The 19,710-nt window shown below is 65.3% G+C and carries 17 protein-coding genes and 1 tRNA gene; 9 read left to right on the top strand and 9 right to left on the bottom strand.

Annotated elements, in window-relative coordinates; translation table 11 throughout:
- Positions 1-27: 27 nt before the first annotated feature.
- Positions 28-1,242 carry a lipase family protein gene (locus tag ACGFNJ_RS11845; protein WP_393446296.1) on the bottom strand — a complete coding sequence of 405 codons (1,215 nt, stop codon included), beginning with the start codon at positions 1,240-1,242 and terminating at the stop codon, positions 28-30.
- A gap of 239 nt (positions 1,243-1,481) precedes the next feature.
- On the opposite strand from ACGFNJ_RS11845, the gene ACGFNJ_RS11840 reads away from it, so the two are divergent.
- Positions 1,482-2,501 (top strand): YdcF family protein, encoded by a 1,020-nt coding sequence (locus ACGFNJ_RS11840; RefSeq protein WP_393447802.1) that lies wholly within the window; start codon positions 1,482-1,484, stop codon positions 2,499-2,501.
- A 2-nt stretch (positions 2,502-2,503) separates the two neighbouring features.
- Here the strand turns inward: ACGFNJ_RS11840 and ACGFNJ_RS11835 are convergent, their stop codons facing one another.
- Positions 2,504-3,247 (bottom strand): glucose 1-dehydrogenase, encoded by a 744-nt coding sequence (locus ACGFNJ_RS11835; protein WP_393446294.1) that lies wholly within the window; start codon positions 3,245-3,247, stop codon positions 2,504-2,506.
- A gap of 310 nt (positions 3,248-3,557) precedes the next feature.
- On the opposite strand from ACGFNJ_RS11835, the gene ACGFNJ_RS11830 reads away from it, so the two are divergent.
- Both ACGFNJ_RS11830 and ACGFNJ_RS11825 read left to right on the top strand, forming a co-directional pair.
- Positions 3,558-4,016, top strand: a complete 459-nt coding sequence (locus tag ACGFNJ_RS11830; RefSeq protein ID WP_393446292.1) for a MaoC family dehydratase — start codon at positions 3,558-3,560, stop codon at positions 4,014-4,016.
- Positions 4,017-4,108: 92 nt separating this feature from the next.
- Complete coding sequence (locus ACGFNJ_RS11825) at positions 4,109-5,005, top strand: alpha/beta fold hydrolase (protein ID WP_393446290.1); 897 nt, start codon at positions 4,109-4,111, stop codon at positions 5,003-5,005.
- Positions 5,006-5,049: 44 nt separating this feature from the next.
- Here the strand turns inward: ACGFNJ_RS11825 and ACGFNJ_RS11820 are convergent, their stop codons facing one another.
- Positions 5,050-6,441 carry a wax ester/triacylglycerol synthase family O-acyltransferase gene (locus ACGFNJ_RS11820; protein WP_393446288.1) on the bottom strand — a complete coding sequence of 464 codons (1,392 nt, stop codon included), beginning with the start codon at positions 6,439-6,441 and terminating at the stop codon, positions 5,050-5,052.
- 268 nt (positions 6,442-6,709) lie between these two features.
- Here ACGFNJ_RS11820 and ACGFNJ_RS11815 point away from each other — a divergent pair, with 268 nt between their 5' ends.
- Genes ACGFNJ_RS11815 through ACGFNJ_RS11805 form a run of 3 tightly spaced genes read left to right on the top strand, consistent with a single transcriptional unit; the run spans position 6,710 to position 10,543 of the window.
- Positions 6,710-7,612, top strand: a complete 903-nt coding sequence (locus ACGFNJ_RS11815) for a metal-dependent hydrolase (protein ID WP_393446286.1) — start codon at positions 6,710-6,712, stop codon at positions 7,610-7,612.
- 14 nt (positions 7,613-7,626) lie between these two features.
- Positions 7,627-8,733, top strand: coding sequence for a PDR/VanB family oxidoreductase (locus ACGFNJ_RS11810; protein WP_393446284.1), 1,107 nt, complete (start codon positions 7,627-7,629; stop codon positions 8,731-8,733).
- A gap of 31 nt (positions 8,734-8,764) precedes the next feature.
- The gene (locus ACGFNJ_RS11805) at positions 8,765-10,543 is read left to right on the top strand and encodes an SDR family oxidoreductase (RefSeq protein ID WP_393446282.1); all 1,779 of its coding nucleotides are present in this window, start codon (positions 8,765-8,767) and stop codon (positions 10,541-10,543) included.
- Here ACGFNJ_RS11805 and ACGFNJ_RS11800 read toward each other — a convergent pair.
- Positions 10,540-11,046, bottom strand: coding sequence for a hypothetical protein (locus tag ACGFNJ_RS11800; RefSeq protein WP_393446280.1), 507 nt, complete (start codon positions 11,044-11,046; stop codon positions 10,540-10,542). The two genes, ACGFNJ_RS11805 and ACGFNJ_RS11800, sit on opposite strands and share 4 nt — an antisense overlap.
- Positions 11,047-11,667: 621 nt before the next feature.
- On the opposite strand from ACGFNJ_RS11800, the gene ACGFNJ_RS11795 reads away from it, so the two are divergent.
- Positions 11,668-12,672, top strand: a complete 1,005-nt coding sequence (locus ACGFNJ_RS11795) for a zinc-binding dehydrogenase (protein ID WP_393446278.1) — start codon at positions 11,668-11,670, stop codon at positions 12,670-12,672.
- A gap of 54 nt (positions 12,673-12,726) precedes the next feature.
- Positions 12,727-12,891, top strand: coding sequence for a hypothetical protein (locus ACGFNJ_RS11790; protein ID WP_393446276.1), 165 nt, complete (start codon positions 12,727-12,729; stop codon positions 12,889-12,891).
- A gap of 6 nt (positions 12,892-12,897) precedes the next feature.
- On the opposite strand, the gene ACGFNJ_RS11785 is transcribed toward ACGFNJ_RS11790, so the two are convergent.
- Complete coding sequence (locus ACGFNJ_RS11785) at positions 12,898-13,329, bottom strand: nitroreductase family deazaflavin-dependent oxidoreductase (RefSeq protein ID WP_393446274.1); 432 nt, start codon at positions 13,327-13,329, stop codon at positions 12,898-12,900.
- 164 nt (positions 13,330-13,493) lie between these two features.
- On the opposite strand from ACGFNJ_RS11785, the gene ACGFNJ_RS11780 reads away from it, so the two are divergent.
- Positions 13,494-13,567 (top strand) — tRNA-Ile (locus ACGFNJ_RS11780).
- 274 nt (positions 13,568-13,841) lie between these two features.
- Here ACGFNJ_RS11780 and ACGFNJ_RS11775 read toward each other — a convergent pair.
- From ACGFNJ_RS11775 to ACGFNJ_RS11760, 4 genes are all read right to left on the bottom strand, one after another.
- On the bottom strand, positions 13,842-14,777 hold the full coding sequence (locus ACGFNJ_RS11775) for a hypothetical protein (protein WP_393446272.1): 936 nt from the start codon (positions 14,775-14,777) through the stop codon (positions 13,842-13,844).
- Between the two features lie 105 nt (positions 14,778-14,882).
- The gene (locus ACGFNJ_RS11770) at positions 14,883-17,063 is read right to left on the bottom strand and encodes a hypothetical protein (protein WP_393446270.1); all 2,181 of its coding nucleotides are present in this window, start codon (positions 17,061-17,063) and stop codon (positions 14,883-14,885) included.
- 968 nt (positions 17,064-18,031) lie between these two features.
- A complete protein-coding gene (locus ACGFNJ_RS11765) occupies positions 18,032-18,487 on the bottom strand; it encodes a GNAT family N-acetyltransferase (RefSeq protein WP_393446268.1) in 456 nt (151 codons plus the stop codon).
- 140 nt (positions 18,488-18,627) lie between these two features.
- Positions 18,628-19,341: a hypothetical protein gene (locus tag ACGFNJ_RS11760; protein ID WP_393446266.1), complete on the bottom strand. Its 714-nt coding sequence runs from the start codon at positions 19,339-19,341 to the stop codon at positions 18,628-18,630.
- Positions 19,342-19,710 lie beyond the last annotated feature (369 nt).

Raw genomic sequence — 19,710 nt, 5'->3', positions numbered from 1 at the left:
CACCGAATCCGCAGGCCACTCAGGTTTTCAGCATCCGCTCGGTGCGGCCCTACCGTTGAACCGGTCGTCGATCCAGGCGATCGCCTCCGGTGCGCCGAGCACCGCGGTGCTGAGATGGTCGGGGCTCGGGAACAGCTCCGATTCCACTCGCACCCCCGCCGCGCAGTAGCGCCGCATCGTGTTGTCGATGGAGGCAACGGGAATCAGCGCGTCGTCGTGGGAGCGCCACTGGTAGATAGGCATTTTCGGCACACCACCGAACAGTTCGAGGCTGTTGTCCTCCAGTACGGCGCGTGCGTTCGGATCCTCGGCCAGCGAGGTGGAGGCGGCGACGTCGGTGACGCTGAGACCTGCGCCCGCAGCCAGGATCTCGTTGGTGCAGCCGTTGGCCATCCTGGCGCGGATGGCGAGCCCGTTGGCATTCATGCTGTCGCTGATCGGCAACTGTGTCGGGTACTCGCGCTCCAGTCCGATGGCCGCCGCCATCGCCAGTCCGAACGCCGGATGCCGGTTGTAGCCGAGTGCCTCGATCATCTTCACCAGGTTCATCGGGACGCCACCCTCTGCGGCGCCGACGAATTCGAGCTCCGGCGCGTAGGTCGGCGCGAGCGCGGCCGCCCATCCGGTGGCCATGCCGCCGCCCGAGTAGCCGAACATCGCGACCGGGCTCTTGGCGAGACCGAGCTCCGCGACCTTGCGCGCCGCCCGAATGCCGTCGAGGGTGATCATTCCGCCCAGCTTGGCCGCCCCGTAGGCGCCGGTCGGTCCCAGGTGATCCGGCAGCGCCACCGACCAACCGCGCAGCAGCACGGTATTGAGCGCAGGTGCTTCGCGCACAGCGAGATTCGGATCGGCGGTGTAGAGCACCCGTGAGACCGCACACTGGGTGCCCAGACCGTTGATGATGTGCTGATAGGACAGCAGCGGTCGATTCGGGGCGCGGTTGGGCGGGGTCAACACGGTGGTGGTCGCCGCGATCGGTGCGCCTGCCGAGTTGGTCGACCGAAATTTGATCATCGTGACGGTGGTGCCGGGAAAGGCGAGTATCCCTGGCATCGGGCGGACGGCGAGCACGTCGCCGGGCTCAGCCCGATCCAGGTCGGCCGGTGCGGCGTAGAACGGGTCGGGATCAGGCGCCGGGTAGAGGGGTGCGGCGCCTGCGGTACCCGGCCCGATGGCCAGTTGTGCGGTCGCGAGCAGCAGAACAACAGCGGCAACTGCGGTGTTGACGTGGTGACGCATAGCGGAGATCGGCCCCCATTCATCGCGGCATCGTCGAGTGGCACGTTTGTATGCTGGAAAGTCGAATAACCCGAAAGGTGACTGTGAATAGTCGAACAGCCGGTGCTCGGTCGACCGCCACATTAGGTGAAGAACGGAAAAGTCCGGAGGAGCCGCGCCGTGCCGATGCGACGTTCAGATGAACAGTTGGTGTGCCGTCGCTATCTGATTGCCGATCAGCGGGTTACGGTGCTCGGGTGATGCTGCTCATCGTCGGCGTTGGCTTTCTCGGCGTGTTCCTGCTGAGGTTTGGCAAGGATCGGCGGCGGCTGAGCAACGGGGTGTTTCTGCTGCTCGGTTTGGCGTTCACCGGTGTGTGGCTGCTCGGCTCGGGAGCTGGGGGTGACCTTCCGGTGGTGCTTGCGGGCCTGCTTGTGCTGTTGTCGCCACTCCTCGTGCTGCTGCTCGCTGGATTGCTGATGGTTAACGGCGTTCAGCTGATTCGTCGAGAAGGCCTGCGCGTCGCGAACCTGCTTCCGCTCGGCCTCGGCGTCGTGTTATTGGTGCCGTACGTGCTGCTGGCGCTGGCCATATTCACCGGCAATATCTGGGTGATCGTCATTCTGGCGTCACTGACGATGGCGGTGAGCTATCTCGGATTCCTGTTCGCCAGTTTCCTGCTCTATTCGTTGTGCTACGGGGCACTGCCGTATCGGCCCGGCATGGACGCGATTGTCGTGCACGGTTCCGGCCTGGTAGGTGCCCGAGTTCCGCCGTTGCTGGCCAGTCGCCTGGACCGGGCCATCGAGGTCTATCGCGCCGAGCTCGCCGAGGGACGCACGCCGCTGGTGATCGCGAGCGGCGGCAAGGGCACCGACGAGGCGGTGTCGGAGGCCTCGGCGATGGCCGGCTACCTCGTCGACCACGGTGTTCCCGCCGATTGTGTGGTGCTGGAGGACCGTTCGGCCACGACAAGGGAAAACCTGCTCTTCACCAAGCGATTACTGGGCGAGCGCAGTCACTCCACCCGAATGGTGTTGGTGACGAGCAACTTCCACATCTTGCGCACGGCGATCCTGGCCCGCCGCCTCGACTTGGATGCCGAGGTGACGGGCTCGCGGACCGCCTTCTACTACCTGCCTGCGGCGATCCTGCGTGAGTTCGCCGCGGTCGTCGCGGCGTACAAGTGGATCAACGTGCTGACGTGCCTTGCGCTGGTGGCGCTTCCGGTGCTCGCGCTGCTGCTCACCCAGGACATGCCGCACAACTACGGCGACTGAGATCAGTCGAACGTCTTGTGCGGTATCCCCACGGTGAGCCCGCCGTCGATGACGAACTCGGCCCCGGTCGAGTACGAGGATTCGTCGCTGGCCAGGAAGGTGATCAGTGCGGAGACCTCGGACGCTTCGGCGGCCCTGCCGAGCGGGATCTGCAGGAAGTCGGCCGGTATGCCCTCGGTCATCGGGGTGCTGATCAGGCCGGGATGCACCGAGTTCACTCGAATCTTGTGCTGCGCCAACTCGAGTGCGGTGGATTTGGTCAGGCCTCGGACGGCGAACTTGGTCGCCACGTAGCCGTGCAGGCCCGGGCTGCCCCGCATGCCTTCGACCGAGGAGATGTTGATGATGGAGCCGCCGCCCGCCTCGATCATGGCCGGCGTGGCCGCCTGCATGCCGAGGAACGTTCCGGTGAGGTTGATGTCGAGGATCCGCTGCCACTCGGCCAGCTCGAAGTCGACGAGCAGGTTGCCGTTGGCGATGCCCGCGTTGTTCACCAGCACGGTCAGCGATCCGAATCGCTGGACGGCTTCGGCGACCGCGCCCTTCCACTGCTCGGGCTCGCGGACGTCGAGGTGGACGTAGGCGGCGGCGTCACCCAATTCCTTGGCGACCGTGGCGCCTTCGTCGTCGAGCACGTCGGCAAGCACCACCCTGGCGTCCTCGGCCACCATGGCCTTGGCGTGGGCGGCGCCCATGCCGCGTGCGCCGCCGCTGATCAAGGCCACCTTGCCGGTCAACCGCCCCATGCGGCACCTCCGTCTCTCGCTTGTGCAGACCGCTGTACTGAAACACGTTACAGACGTGCTGTTGGTCGCGCGGGGTTCCGTGTTCGACGGTGTCACCCAGCGGGACTGGGTTGATCTGCGCTCGTGGATCGGAGGTATGGGTTGCCGAAATTCGCGCTGACGGTGCGACTGTCGCACCCGCGGCGCGGTCGGCGGATTCTGTTTCCGCGCCGCGGGCTTCCTCACTCTAACCGTCCCAGACAGTGGTTTGCGGCCTTTTCGGAATTGGGTTCCTGCCCGATGGCGGCCCGCTGGATTTAGGGTTCCTCGAATGAGTGGGCCAAGCACTTTCACCATGGCGGCGCTGCGCAATGCGGCGGGCGCCGACCTCGGCGTGAGCGAGTGGATCGAGATCGACCAGGCGCGGATCACGGCCTTCGCCGAGGCCACCGAGGATCGTCAGTGGATTCATGTCGATCCGCGGCGCGCCGCTGACGGGCCGTTCGGCAGCACGATCGCGCACGGGTATCTGACGCTGTCGCTACTACCGGCGCTGATGCGGCAGGTCTTCGAGATCACCGACGCCGGTGTGCGGATCAACTACGGCCTCAACAAGGTTCGCTTCCCGTCCCCGGTGCCGGTCGGTTCCCGGATTCGGGCGCGGGCGGCGATCGTCACCGTCGACGAGATGCCGGGTGGTGTGCAGGTGGTGCTGGCGACGACGATCGAGTGTGAGGGTTCGGCCAAGCCTGCCTGTGTCGCCGAGTCGATTGTGCGCGCGCTGGCCTAGCCCTGTGTCGTGTGCCTGATCGGCGCCCGTCCGGTATGGCATCATCGTGTAGAACACGTTCTAATTCTCCGCGATCTTGCGGGAGGCGCACGATGACGAACCCACGATCCTCGGCGGCACTGCGGCGATTCGCCAAGCGGGTGCCCGATATCGCCGAGGTGCCGGGCGGGCGGCTGGTCGAACTGCCGGGGCGGGGCAGCACCTACGTGGTCGACATCGCCGGACCGGCGGGTGCGCCCGCCCTGGTCCTGCTGCACGGCACCGCGTGCACCGCCTACCTCAACTGGTTCCCCGCGTTGACGGCGCTGGCCGAGCGGTATCGCGTGATCCTGTTCGATCAGCGCTGGCACGGTCGTGGAATCCGTTCCGAGCGTTTCACCGTGGACGATTGCGCTGACGACGTCGTCGCGATCCTCGACGTGCTCGGCGTCGACCAGGCGGTGTGCGCGGGATACTCACTCGGCGGCGTGGTGAGTTTGGCTGCCGCGCACCGGCATCCGAGCCGGGTGAACGGGCTCGTGCTGTGCGCCACGCCGTATCGATTCCAGGAGAAGTGGCGCGAACGCGCCTTCCATCAAGCGTTCGGCGCCTTCGCGGCGGCGGTCGGGCCGTATTCGTTCCGGCGCACCGAGGAATTCGCCGCCCGGCTCCCGGAGCTGCCGGAGATCGCCTGGGCACCAGGCAGATTGGACCAGTGGGCGCTCGCGGAGCTGCGCAGCACCAGCGGATGGGCGATCACTCAGGTGATCGGCGAGGTCGGCCGATTCGATGCGAGCGCATGGCTGGCGACCCTGACAATGCCGACCGCCGTGGTGATTACGACGCGGGACCGGGCGATTCCGGTCTATCGGCAGTTGGAGATGGCGACCATGATCCCAGGGGCGAGCATTCATCTGGTGAAGGCAGGCCACGCGGCCTGTGTGCTCGCGGCCGATCGATTCGTGCCGGTGCTGCTCGAAGCCTGTGAGGCGGTCGCGGCAAGGTTGTGACGTGCCCTGTTCGGCGGCGATGGCGAACAGGCGCGACGTTGTGCTCAGTCCGATGCGCGTGCGGCGGACAGCAATTCGGCGACGACGTCCTGGACCGCGTCGGCGAGCTCGGCGACGTCGGGCACCAGCTCCTTGCATGCGATGAAGCCGAAATCCAGGTCGTCGTTGTTCGACAACACCGTGACGGTGAGCCCCGCGCCGTGAAAGACCGGGCCGAACGGATACATTCCGGCCACGCGGACGCCGAGGAAGTACAGCGGCATCGGCGGGCCCGGCACATTCGACACCACCAGGTTGTGCACCACCGGATGCCGTTCGGCCAGCTTCAGCGACGAGTACACCCGCGCCGCGAGCTGAAAGGTGTTCGGCGGCGCGTACTTCGACCAGTCCTGCAGGAAGTCGGCGCCGATCAGGTCGTGTTCCTCCTTGGCGCCGCGGTTGTCCTCGGCCACCTGCAGCAGGCGCTGCACCGGGTCGGCGATGTCGGTGCCGAGCCGCGCGAACAGCGTGGACACCTTGTTGATGCCCTCGGTGTGTCGTGACGAATCATGCACGGAGACAGGCACCGACGCGACCAGCGAACGGTCCGGCAGTTCGTCGTGCTTCTCCAGATAGGTGCGCAACACCCCGGCGACCACGGTCAGCACAACGTCGTTGATCTTCACGCCGAACGCGGACTTGATCTCCTTGATGGCGCCGAGTTCCGCTTCGGTGAACGCCACCGCGCGATGCGGGGTGATGGCCAGGTTGAACGGTGTGCGCGGCGCCGAGAACGGCAATGCCATGCCCGCCTTGTCCTTTCGGCGTCGCTGCGCGAAGCCTGCCACCATGCCGAGTGTTTTCGGCAGCATGCCGACGATGCCTGCCTTGGTCGGGAACTTGGCCACCGCGGTGGCGAACAGCTGCCAGTCGTTGGGGCTCGGCTCCGGCTGCCACGGTTCGGCGGGCGGGGTCTTGGCGGCGTTCGGCTCCAGGTCGCACAGGTGCATCATCATGTTGGTTCCGGTGATGCCGTCCACCGCGGCGTGATGGTATTTGCAGACGACGGCGACCTTTCCGTCGTCGAGACCCTCCACCACCGACATCTCCCAGAGCGGACGATCCCGATCCATCGGTCGGCTGGCGATATCGCCGACGAGTTCGGCGAGTGCGCCGCGATCGGCCGGCGCGGCGATGCCGATGCGGCGAACGTGGTAGTCCAGGTCGAAGTTCTGGTCCTCCACCCAGACCGGGTGATCGAGGTTGAACGGCACCTCGTAGACGCGGCGGCGCATCTGCGGGATCAGCGGTAGCCGCCTGCCGAGTTCGGCCTTGAATTTCTCGAAGGAATAGTCCCCTGAGCTCGGGTCGAGAAGCAGCAGCGCGCAGACGTGCAGGTGCTGGGTCCCGGTTTCCAGGTAGAGGAAGCTGGCGTCCAATCCGGTGAGTCGTTCCATAGCGAAAGACTACTAGAACGCGTTCTAGTTTTGGCCCGAATGAGAGGGAGGTGAGTCACAGTGGAGGCCTCTATCGTCAAGCGGGCTAACGGCATTGGTGATTGCGGTCGGGCGGCGACCGCCTGCATCGAAAAGGTGCCTGAACTGCGACGGAACTTTATGTAACTAAGAGTTGCATGTATGTGTATGATCTTCACTACAGTGGTGAAGGAAGGTGTGCAGCGGACCAAAGTCGGGCCACCGGGTGTAGATGGATCTAGGAGTATCGATGAAGCTACTTCGCAGGGGTGAGCGACGACCGGACACCGATCCCGGTGAGGTCGCGCTGCATGCCCGCAATGTGCAATTCCGGTGGGCGGACACCCCGCTGCACTGGATGGCGGACGAGCCGATCGCTTCGCATCTGATCAACTCGCTGAATCTGCTGTTGCCCGAGGGCGAACGCATGTTCTGCGCGGCCTACGCCGAGGCGCTGCCGTTCGTGAAGGACGAGAAGCTGCGCGAAGCCATGCTCGGCTTCATCGGCCAGGAATCCATGCACGCGGAGACGCACGACAAGGTGCTGACCGAAGTGCTCGCCGCGAACGGCATCGATCCCGCGCCATACGTGCGGCAGGCCGAGTATCTGTTCCGAAAGACGCTCGGCCCCAAAGAAGTCGACGGCGTCGCGCAGCACCAGATGATGGTGGAGCGGCTGACCATCATCGCGTGCCTCGAGCATTTCTTCGCATACCTCGGCGACTGGATCCTCAACGCGGACCTCGAGAAGTTCGGTGCCCATCCCCAGGTCGCGGACCTGTTCCGCTGGCACGGCGCCGAAGAGGTCGAGCACCGCAACGTCGCGCACGACGTCGCGGTCTACTTCGGTGCGGGCTATGTGCGGCGCGCGGCGCTGATGACGCTCGTGTTCCCGATCTTCATCACGTTGGTGGCGCGCGGCACCAAATTCATGGTGCACCAAGACCCTTCGCTGCCCGACTACGGTTACCCACGGCTGATCCTGCGGGTCTTCGGTTCGATGTGGCGTGGGGCGCTGCCCGGCGTGCCCTCGCTGCTGCGGAGCGCGGTGTCGACCTTCCAGCCCGGCTATCACCCCGAATCGGTCGGATCCACCGCGCAGGCGGTGGCGTACCTCGCGAAATCTCCTGCGGCGCAGGCTGCCGCGTCGTGACGGACGGTGCCGTCATGAATTTGCGGCCCATCCCCGAGCAGGTCCCCGCGGACCTGTTCGGCAAGCGTGATCGGGACCGCGCGGTGCGCGTGCTCGATGCGGTGGCGTCGGCGCGGCTGAAATGGACGACGCTGATCAACCGGCGCGAGCTGGCGCCGAAGGTGGACGACCACCGGTTGGCGCTGGTGGTCACCGGGCGGCGCGTCGAGGCCTACGACCAGGATGTGGTCAGCCTCCGGCTGGAGGCGCCGGATCGGCGCGAGCTGCCGCCGTGGCGGCCGGGCGCGCACCTCGACCTCGAATTGCCCTCTGGCCGGCTGCGGCAGTACTCGCTGTGCGGCGATCCGGCCGACACCCGCGCCTATCGCGTTGCGGTGCGGCGCATTCCGGACGGCGGCGGTGGTTCGGTCGAGGTGCACGACCACCTTCCGATCGGTGCGCCGATCACCGTCCGCGGACCGCGCAACGCCTTCCCGTTCGCCGTGCCGGGACACGGATCACCGGCCGCCCGTTTGCATTTCGTTGCGGGCGGCATCGGGATCACGCCGATCCTGCCGATGGCGCGGCTGGCGCATCGCCTCGGCATCGACTGGTCGATGGTGTACACCGGCCGCAGCCGCGACACCATTCCGTTCCTCGACGAGATCGCCGGGTTCGGCGACCGGGTCGTTGTCCGCACCGACGACGAGCACGGCCTGCCCGACGCGGCCACGTTGCTGCCGGGGGTGAGCGCCGATACCGCCGTCTACTGCTGCGGACCGGTGCCGATGACCTCCGCCATCGCGGCGGCGGTGCGCGAAATGCCGGGTGTGGAACTGCATTCCGAGCGGTTCTCGCCGCCGCCGATCGTCAACGGGGTGCCGTTCGAGATCGAATTCGCCTCCACCGGAAAGGTGGTCGAGGTGGCCGCGGACCGTTCCGCGCTGGAGACCATCCTGGAGACGCAGCCGGATCGCCCCTACTCGTGCCGTCAAGGCTTCTGCCGCACCTGCAAGGTGCGGGTGCTGTCCGGCGCACCCGAACACCGAGACGCCGTGCTCACCGACGCCGAACACGCGGCGGGCGAGATGCTGGTCTGCGTCTCGCGTTCGTCCGGTGAGCGCTTGGTGCTCGACCTCTAACCACGACCACTGGTCAGCAAGGAGACAATCGATGACGACCACCGAACCCACGGAGCTCGTTGCCCTCGAGCGCACGGTTCGCAGCGGCGAATTCGATATCGCCGTCTATGAATACGGCAACCCGGCCGCCGACACCGTGCTGCTTGTGCACGGCTGGCCCGACACCAGCCATCTCTGGGACGCGGTGGTGCCCTTGCTGGCCAGCCGTTTTCACGTCGTCACCTACGACACCCGCGGGCACGGGCGCTCCACCCAGACCAGGCGGACCGAAGACTTCCGGCTCGACCACCTGGCCGCCGACTTCTTCGCGGTGGCCGACGCGGTCAGCCCCGACCGTCCGGTGCACGTGCTCGCACACGACTGGGGTTCGGTGCAGGTGTGGGAGGCGGTGTGCGAGCCGACGGCCGCCGAGCGGGTCGCGTCGTTCACCTCGGTGTCCGGGCCGAACCTCGATCACCTCGCGAATTGGTTCCGGGCCAAGCTGTCCCGGCCGACACCGCGCAACGTCTGGCAGCCGTTCACCCAGGTGCTGTCCTCGCTCTACACGTTCTTCTTCATGACACCGGTGCTGCCACGGGCCGTGTTCGGTCTGGTCGGCACCGAGCGGCTGTGGCAGCGGGTCGTCTCGATCATGAACGAGACGCGGCCGTCGAATGTGACGCTCGGCCAGACCTTCCGACGCGACATGGTCGACGGGCTGCTGATCTACCGGGCCAACATCGTGCAGCGGCTGCTCTCGCCGCGGGAGCGGCACACCGAGGTGCCGGTGCAACTGATCGTGGCCGGTCGTGACATCGCGGTCCGGCCCGCCGGATACGACGACGAGAGCAAATGGGTGCAGCGGCTGTGGCGCCGCGACGTGCCCGCCGGGCACTGGATGCCGTTCTCCCACCCCGAAGCCTTGGCCACCGCGACGACTGAGCTGATCGACACGGTCAACGGCGCAGCGGCCCCGCGTGCGCTGCGCCGCGCCGAGGTCGGCCGTGACGCAAGGTCTTTCGAGGATCAACTCGTGGTAATCACCGGCGGCGGGAGCGGCATCGGCCGCGAGACAGCGCTGGCCTTGGCGCGCGGCGGGGCCGAAATCGTGCTGTCGGACATCAATCTCGTGGCGGCCAAGGAAACGGTGGCGTTGATCGCCGCCGAAAGCGGTGTGGCGCATGCGTATCAGCTCGATGTGTCTGATGCGGACGCGATGAACGAGCACGCCGCCACCGTGCTCGCGGCCCACGGCGTACCGGACATTCTGATCAACAATGCCGGAATCGGCCAAGCCGGTGGGTTTTTCGAGACCACGGCGGTGGAGTTCGATCGGGTAATGCGGATCAACCTGGGTGGCGTGGTCAACGGGTGCCGGGCGTTCGGGCCTGCGATGGCCGAGCGTGGGCTCGGCGGGCACATCGTCAACCTGTCGAGCATGGCGGCCTACAGCCCGCAGCAGGGGTTCAGCGCCTACTCCACCAGCAAGTCGGCGGTCTTCATGTTCTCCGACTGCCTGCGCGCGGAACTGGCAGGCCGCGGTATCTCGGTACACACCATCTGCCCCGGCATCGTGCACACCAATATCGTTGCCACCACCAGGTTCTCGGGCGTCAGCGTCGAGGAGGAGAAGCGTAAGCAGGAGCGTTACGACAACCTCTACCGCAAGCGCAGTTACGGTCCCGAGAAGGTGGCCAAGCAGATCGTGCGGGCCGTCGAGAAGGATCGCAGCGTCGTTCCGGTCACCCCGGAGGCTCGGTTGCAGTACCTCGCCAACCGGGTCGCACCGGGCATCGTTCGTTTCGTTGCGGCGCGGGTCAAGCTGACCTAGAGGGCACGCAGTTCGGCCTCGATGGCCGTGACACGGTCGGCGTCGACGCCCCATGGGCGGTCGACGCCGACTTTGCTGTCGAGGTCCCACAACACGCAGGTCTCCTCCGGTGCGGCGACCATGTGCCAGGCGACCACCGTGCGGCCGAGCTGCTGGCCCATCGAGCCGTGCGAATCCTTCGGCGGCCCAGCGCCTTCCGGGAAATGGTGGAGGAAGCGGCCGTAGGCGGCCGCGCAGAACGCGGCGTACCGCTCAGTGCAGAGGATGAACCCGTGCCAGGCTTCGTCGACGGCGTGCGAGGGCATCCCGACGACCTGGCCGTCGCGCATGGCCGCGCCGCAGCAGCGCAACCACTGGCGCAAACCGGTTTCCACGAGTTCGCGCGGTTGCCACGGGCAGGTCTTGTAGACCGCTTCCGGCAACTCCAGCGCGGCGACGGCGGCATTCACCTCGTCGAGGTCGATGAGGCGCTGCCGGGATCGGCGGAGGCGAAAAGACGACACAGTTCACTGTACGCAGCAGGGCAACGCGGTTAGCGTTCATCTATGAACGGTGTAGTGCTCCTCTTCCTGCTCGTCGTCATCCTCGCGATGGTGGCGATGATGATCGCGGTGCCGATCATCATCATCCGTGCGGCGACGCGGTCGACTCGCAATGGTGGGATCCCGCCTTTCGGGGTGCGCGGTGGTCCGCAGCGTCGGCGCGACGGGGGGTACTACAACAACTCCGATCCGTACTGGGCGGCGGGCACCGCCGGGTTCATCGACTCCGGGCCGTCGAACAGCTGTGGCGGGGGCTGGGATCCGGGCCATGGGGGACATCACGGGGGACATCATCACGGTGGGCACCACGACAGCGGTGGGAGCAGTAGTTGCGGTGGGGGGAGCAGCAGTAGCTGTAGCGGTGGTAGCAGCAGTAGCTGTGGCGGTGGAAGTAGCAGCAGTTGCGGTGGTGGAAGTAGCAGCAGCTGTGGCGGCGGTAGTTCCTGACCGCTCAATCGTGGTCGGCTGATCGCCGAAAATTCCGCGCTGAGCGTAACCGTGTGTCCGCGAGTTGACCTCAACAACGATTCAGGTTCCATGCTGAGTCCTGTCAGACGACAACGACAGCGATGGAGGTTGGACATGCGGGCTGTGCAGGCAGTGGAATTCGGTGGGCCGGAAGTGCTTACGGTGCACGAGGTGCCCGAGCCGGTGGCCGGGCCCGGTGAGGTCGTCGTCGAGGTGGCCGCGGCCGACGTCATGTTCCTCGACACCCGGCTGCGCGGCGGCTGGGGCGGTGACTACTTCCAGCTCGACACGCCCTACGTGCCCGGTGGTGCGGTCGCAGGCGTCGTCACCGCGGTCGGTGCCGACGTCGATCCGTCCTGGCTCGGCAAGCGAGTCACCACCGCGACCGCGGCAAGCAAGATCGGCGGCGGCAAGCCCATCGGCGGCTACGCCGAGAAGGCGCTCGCCAAGGCCGCGACCCTGACCACCGTGCCCGACAGGCTCGGCTTGCCGCAGGCCGTCGCGCTCGCACACGACGGTCAGATGGCGTTGGCGCTGATGGAGCGGGCCGTGATCCAGCCGGGGGAGTGGGTGCTGATCACCGCGGCAGGCGGCGGACTCGGCACCCTGCTGATCCAGTTGGTCCGGGCGGCGGGTGCGCGGGTGATCGCCGCAGCGCGGGGGCAGGCCAAGCTGGCGCTGGCACAGCGTCTCGGCGCCGACGTGGTCGTCGACTACTCCGAACCCGGCTGGCCCACCGCCGCTCGGGCGGCCACCGGTGGAGCAGGCGCGCACGTCGTGCTGGACGGTGCGGGCGGCGCGCTCGGGGAAGGCGCTCTCGTCGCCATCGCCGACGGCGGCCGGTTCCTCGGATACGGCATGTCCGCAGGCGAGTTCGCCGCACCGGACGCCGCCGTGACGGAGCGCGGCGTCACCGTCTACGGGCTGATGGACGTCACCGACCCCGATACCGACTGGCACCGGCTTGCTGAACGTTCGCTGGCCGAGGCGGCCGCCGGACGGCTCGAAGTCGTGATAGGCCAAACCTTTCCGCTCGACGAAGCCGGCAGCGCGCACGCGGCCATCGAGTCGAGGTCGGCGGTGGGCCGCACGCTGCTGACAATCGGTTCGGCTGTCTGAACTGGCAGAACGACGCCCTGGCGGGCACTCGGGCTCGGCGCTAGGGTGCCCTGCGTGGAGACTCTGATCGTTGTGGGTGTGGTGGTGTTGGTGCTGGCCGTGGTGGTTGCTGTCGTGCAAATCGCAAGTAGACCCCCGACCGACGGAAATCGTTGGGACCGCAACGATCCCGACGACTACGACGGCGAGTGGGACGACCGCTACGACGACCGGGACTGATCCGGCTCACCCGACCGGCGTCAGCACCACCACAGCAATCGGCCGCTTCGTCTGCTTCTGGTAGGCGGTGTAGCGTCCCGCGTTCACCTTATCGACGATCGCGAACCGGCGAGCGTACTCCGGATCATCCGGATACGTCGGCCGCGCAACCACTTTCACCGTGCGCCGCCCGATCTGAATCGCACACTCCGGCCGCGCCTTCAGATTCGCCAGCCAGCCCGGCGGCCGCGGCGAGCCACCATTGGACGCCGTCACCAAATAGTCCGCACCGTCGGTCCCATAGGTCAGCGCCGACGTCCGCGCCTGTCCTGTCTTGCGCCCCACCGTCCGCAGCAACAACGTCGGGTTCCCGAACAGCAGGCGATGACCGACCAGCCCGCCACTGTTCTCATACGCCCACTGATGCACCTTCAGCACATTCGCGAACACACTGGCCATAGCCAACCCTTCCACAACGGTCGCCGGACGCCCTCACCCTAACCGCCGCACCTCCGCTCGGCCCGCCGAGCCGGATGTCCGCCCGCCCACTACCGCGAGTCCAACTGGTGAACCCCCCACCCCACCCGGTACCATCCCCGAAGCTGCGGTCCCACTCGCAGTCGGGGGCGGTAGCTCAGTCGGTTAGAGCCGTGGACTCATAATCCATTGGTCGTGGGTTCGAGCCCCACCCGCCCCACAAAACAGCTGCTGAGCAGCCTGGCCGGGTGGAGAACCTGGCCCCAAACGGGCCAGGTCGCTTTTTACTCTCTAAATTCATCGGGAAGCGCGAAAACGTCGAAGCGGTCGCGTGCGTCTGGACCCTGATGTGTGGGCTGGATGTAGTACCGCCGGGCGACTTGCTCGGTGTTGCCTAGCTGCGCGGCAGCGATACCGATGTCGGACTGTCCACCCTCGGTGTCTTCGGACGTCCCGAGAGGATTCAGGTTGGCCAGTCGACTGTTTCATCCTGACTATCGCGCCGGTTCCCAGGTCAATTTGCCTGTGACGACGGATGGTCGGTCCCGCAGGAATCCAGTGCCTGTCTCGAGGCTGTCGGCGAGGTTGGTGAGCATGGCGGCGAGTGAGATCCAAAGCGGTCCTTCGTCGTCGCTGCCTTCGGCGGTGTATTCGATGATGCAACCGTGCAGGTCTCCGGTCCGGGTGTCGATGACCAGGGTCGCGCCGTCGCGGTCGGCGATCGGCACGAATTGCGGTAGGAAGATTCCGGCCGGTGTACCGGCAGGCATGGCGCCCAACGCTTCTGGATCGAAGTCGGAGGCCATTTCAGGATGGCGTTGGCGTAGGTCGGTCGCGATGTCGAGCCAGAGTTGGCGGATGTAGTTGCTGTCATCTAGCGATAAGAGGTCGTGTGCGGGCAGGATGGGCAGTTCCGAGCCGTTGGCGTGGGTGAACAGGTCGATCAGGTCCTGGGGCCACAGGATTGCCGAATGTTGTTGTGCCGCTGTGATGGCTGCTGCGTCGGCGGCGGGTAGGAACGCGGCGCGACCGAGGTGGGTTTGGGTCCAGGTGGTGATGCGGTCGAGTTGCCCGCTGACTCCACCAGGTCCCGGGTCGATGCCGAGGAGGGTTCGGGGGGTGGCCGGGGTGGGGCTGTTCTCGCCGGACGGTTCTAGGATGTTTCTGGCGTTCGGTAGCGCGGCAAGGATCTGTTCGACGATCGCATCGGCGGGGATAGAGAGGTCCGCGAGACCGTATATTTCGAGCTGGAAGATTGCGTCGATGTGCACGATCGACAGGTCGCCGTAGTGTTCGGTCCTTCCGTGCAGGTAGGTCCTGGCCGCGTCGACGAGCTCGCGAGCCGCCTGCTCCGGCGAGCTGGCTTCCCCGCGAAGGCCAGTCCCTCCGGCTGAATCTGTGTGCTGGAGACCGACTTCCCACCGCACCATTTCTGATCCCTTCCTTGTGCGTCTGTTCTGGCCAGAGTGCTGCGTGGTGTCAGACACCACGCAGCACCCTGGATTCTTACTGGGCCCGGCTGATGGCGGCTGGGCTCACGGTGCCGGGAGGTATCCGTTGAGTGCCTCGACGTAGAACGGATCGTCCTTGAGGATCCTGTTCCAGTGGTAGAACCAGCGCACGTCGGAGCCTCCGCTGCGGTTGTGGCTCGGGTTGATCATGCAGATGCTGTAGCCCGGCCCCGTCGGCCCGATCGCGACTTGGGGCAGCAAGCATCCATCAAACGTCCGCTCCGCGCCGCCCGCGGCTGCGCCTTCACGAGTCGATGCGAACGGGTACTCGTCACAGTCGCGCTTTTGTGGTCGTGGACTGGGCACCCCGGGGTTCTTGGTACATGAGTTGTCCCGGTTTTCGGTTTCCAGTTCCTTGGTTCCCTTGTGCAGCGGTACGCGGCCAGCGCCGGGTTGACCCACGATGCCGGAGTTCTGTGCGGCCGCGATATGTCCGGCAAGCTCGCCGAGTCTGGCGCGGTCGTTGTAGGACAGGACCGGGATCTCCCCTGGATAGATGCACCCCGGCTTGTTTGCCGACATGTCGTTGTCGCAGCGCATTGTATCCAGCAGCGCCTTTTGGGTGTGCTGGACCTCTTTCCATGTGTATGACGGGGACGGCGCGAAGTTGAAGTCGGCCCCCAGTTGATCAACTGCGAGGATTTGACCCTGCTCGATTTTGTCCGGCTCGACCTTGTACTCGAAGAAGAATCTCTTCCCGGGTTCCATCTCCGACAAATCCATCTTCTTGCCCTTGATGTCACACGATTTCCCGATGGCGTGACAGATGGGTGTGGCCTTGACCTTCGCGTACTTCATCGTTCCCCATGTGTCCTCGACGATGAGGTGATTCCGAAGTGTGAATTCCTTTGTATTCCACTGGGTTCTGGACTCCATCTCGAAGACCAATGCGGCACCGCCGTTCGGCTGTGGCTCACCTGGGGCGTTGATGAGGTAGGTGACTCTGGAGACAAAGCATGAGTACAGCCGCTCCCTGTAGGTGTAGGGCTGCTTGTCGTAACATGCCTTCTGCACGGCCGACTTCTCTGGGTACTCAGGGCGATTGCGTAACTGACGTTCATCAGATGGATCCTCGATACACAGCAGTTCCAGCCCCGGGTTCGCTGGCATGGCGCGAACCTCTGCACAGGTCGGCACGCCACGGTCCTCTGGCGATAGCGCCATGCGAGGCTCGGATTGCGGACTGCGTATCCCGGCAGGAGGGTTCACGCACACCGAATCCGGGCATTTGCCGGTCGGCGGGTCGAAGTCCGAAGACTCATCGCCGATATTCCATACCAGGGTGCCGTGCTCGTAATCCTGGGCCTTGCCCTTGTCCAGGTCGTATTCCTCGCTGGTTGGGAAGCCGAATCGGCCACCTTCCCACCCGAACTCCCCCCACTGGTCCCGAATCGCGCCCTTGACGACGAAAGGCCCTGGACCGCCATCCTTTTGGTACAGCGACCCACCTTCGAACAAGGCATAACGGCCGAGGTTGTTGGGTGTGATCTGCTCGTCCGTTGTGGGATAACCCAGTTCGCCGTCCTCACGGCCCGCTTTGGCCCACCGGTCACGGAACACGCCGTACACCAGTCGAGTGCCGGTTGGTCCTGACCAGGTGATGGTTCCGTTCTCGAAGTTGTTGTAACGCCCGTTGTTCTTTTTGGCGGGTAGTTCGTCGGTGTTCGGGTACCCCAGCGGTCCGCGCTCGGCTCCGGCACTGTTCCACTTGTCGCGGATGGCTCCGCCGATCGAATAGGCCTCATTGAGTCGCCAGTAGATCGCCGCCCCCTGGAATTCCTGACGGCGACCGATCCCGTCGGGGTTGACGATCTCGTCGGTGGTGGGGTATCCGATGTAGCCGGCTTCGTACCGGTGTCGTGCCCATGCGGCGAGGAAGTGGTTGACGACCGGGTGGGCTCCGCCTTGGGCTGACCAGTAGATGGGGCCGTTGACGAATTCGGTGCGTTTCCCGTGCCCGTCGGGGTTGGTCAGCTCGTTGGTCTTGGGATGCAAAAGAAAGCCGTTGGGGCCGCCGAGTGAGTTGTACTTGTCGCGGATCGCACCACACACCTCGTATGGGGCGGGCCAGTACACCTGACACCCCGGCGCGACCCGCAGGTATCGCGTGTTGAGGGCGGCTTCCATGGTCTCGGCCTTGTCGGCGTCGGCCTTGGTGAACCCGTCGGGGATCTCTTCCCGGTCCGATCGCATCTTCCCCGGCACGATCGTCGCGTTCGGATTCTCCGTCGGCTTCCACTCATCGGACTTGGTTTTCGGGGTATCCGATGGCGGGGTTGCGGGATTCGGTTCAGGCAGAACCGGACTCGGTTGTGGCGCGGGTGTCGGACTGGGCGGGGTAGCCGGGTCGGTGGTAGTCGGCGCTGGGGCGGGGACGACCGGCGTTGTGGTCGGCGATTCGGAAGGGTTGTCCGTGTCTTCGTCTGTGTCTGTGTCTGTGTCCGCGGGGGTGGGCGGCGCGGTGGTCACCGACGTGCTAGGCGTGGGTGTCGTTGTCGGTGGTTCGGCGGCGACGGTAACCGTGAGAGTGAGGGTCGAGAGCACGGCGCCGGTAAGCGCCAGCACTCGGGCTCCCAGGCGTGGTCCACGCCGGGAGCGAGAGAGGTTGGGGGTCATACCACTTCCTGTGTCGCGGTGACCGATCGTGGGGTCGCCGCAAGATAACTATTGGATGAGAAATCCTTGAACAGGCGTGGACGTTATCAGTTTGTAACATTCAATGCGTGGCGCCTACGACGGCCTTAAGCTCGACTAATAGCTACGGGCACTTTGCATTTCAGCTTGAGGAATGAATCACGAACGGCCGGTTAGCCTTCTATTCGCCAAATGGCCTGTACTGAGATCCTTGGTGTCTGTAGCCGCACTAACGTCCAAGCGTGACGACGGTGAACTCAACACGAGCGGATCCCAAACCCACTGGGCCACGGGTCGCGGGGAACGACGATTTGCGGCGCCGATTCGGCGCAGGCCACGCACGCAGGCGATCGCGGTACGGGTCGGTTCCAGCACAACCTGAGACCATCCGGCTGACACACACCGTGCGGCATAGCAGCCCGGGCACCACGCGCCCCAGACGCTACGACCCGCCTTAGACAAGCCAGGGAACTCTCGCGTGCGGGCGCGCGCCCGCACGCGAGAGTTGACCAGTTAAGGGTGACCAAACCGGCCACCTGTCACAACAACTGTTGGCCCGATGAGTCCAGGTCGCGAATCAATACATCGAGCACGGGTGCATCCGGCCAGCTCGGTTTCGTAGTGCCAACTCGGGTCCAGCCCCAGTTCAGGTACGCGCGATACGCGCGCTCGTTGTGCGGTTCGACCAATAGTGTCGCGCGCTGTTCAGGTCGGCGGCCGAGCAGTTCGTCGTGCAGTCTGCGCGCCAGACCGCGGCCTGACTGCTGAGCGCACACCATGATCTCTGACAGCGCGAACGTCCGAGAGCCGTCCTCAGCGGTAGATTTGTCACGGTCGAGACCTGTGTCATCGGGCTGAAAGTTCCTCCACCACGCTGCGTTACGACGGAGCGTCCAACCCCAGGTCTGTCCTGCTGGTTGACCGTCATATCGCACGATCAGCATCGAAAAGCCGTCGCTGTACGCAGGATCCGTGTAACGGTCGAACCGGTGCATGAACTGTCCGGGCGAATCGAACGGTGCTCCTGACGCAATCGCGTCGATGTAGGACTGCCGGTAGATATCCTCGACGATCGCGCGCAGTTGTCGAGCCTGCTCGGCGTCGAGATGCTGAAACCCGTACTCACTATGGCCGTTCACGCAGTGACCGCCAGCTGTGCCAGGACGTCGAACTTACGGCGAAACTCAGCTGCACCATGCAGGCCCTCAACAGCGCGTCTTACCGGCAACAGAACCCTGAGGGTGCGCGGCGATGACACGGCATTGTCCAGCTCGATCAGGATCGGCTCGGCCTCGGTTACTCCGCCACTCACATCTCCGGCCGCCACACGAGCAGAGGCCAGGCAAGCCCTCGTATTCAAAGCATTTCGGACCATTGTTTGCTCACCGGCAGCCCTCTCCAAGAGGTCTACCGCCTTGCCGAACTCACCGATGGTCCCGTAACCGCGGGCTTCATGACCACGTACCTCGGCGTGATTCACAGATTGCAGCCAGGTGGGACATTCTTCCAGCGGCTGGTACTCAATCGCCTGTTCTACCTCGCGCCATGCTGTGGCGATCGCACGCCCAAATGCGTTCCGGTCGCCGAGCAAACTGGCGGCCTGTGCCTGCCGTACGGCAATCAATGTATGGATGCGACCGGGCGGTCGACCACGCATGAGGTCACGCGCCCGATTGATCAGCTTCAACGCGTTGTACGGGCTTGCTTGACCGACACGACTAAGAGCGATCGATTGGTTAGCGGTGTACAGGCACACATGTGCGGTGAGATCGGGGTTGTCCGCTTCGCTCGCCAGCCCCATGGCATCGGAGTAACAGCGCCGTGCGAGTGGATGCATGTCCGCGTCCACCGCCAGTTCTCGTCGGCCTCGTATTCGCCAGGATGCCTTGAAATCTCACCTCGCGCTGCGCCCACAGCGACCCAAAACCGCTCCGCCTGATCGTCGTTCAGCCTGGCAAGCTCTGTGTCCAGGTCTTGAGCCGGCTTCCCACGTACAGGGCGGGTCGACGTGGTGTGCTGCCATCTTCGAACAGTCACCGGCGCATAGCCGATCCGTTCCGCGAACTCTTCCTGTGTCAGTCGTAGAGCGACGCGCCAGAGCGCACTTACCTCAACACCCGTCCAATCGGTAACGATCATTGCCCGCCCCCAATCTGCGCTGCAAGGCGAAATCCGGGACGTCCCACCCCGACGACGGTGGAGGGCGATCAGGCCAGAC

It is taken from the genome of Nocardia sp. NPDC049149, assembly GCF_043197455.1.
In the GTDB taxonomy this organism is placed as follows: Bacteria; Actinomycetota; Actinomycetes; order Mycobacteriales; family Mycobacteriaceae; genus Nocardia.
Note: the sequence above shows the minus strand (reverse complement) of the source record. Positions and strands in the feature narration are given on the sequence as shown.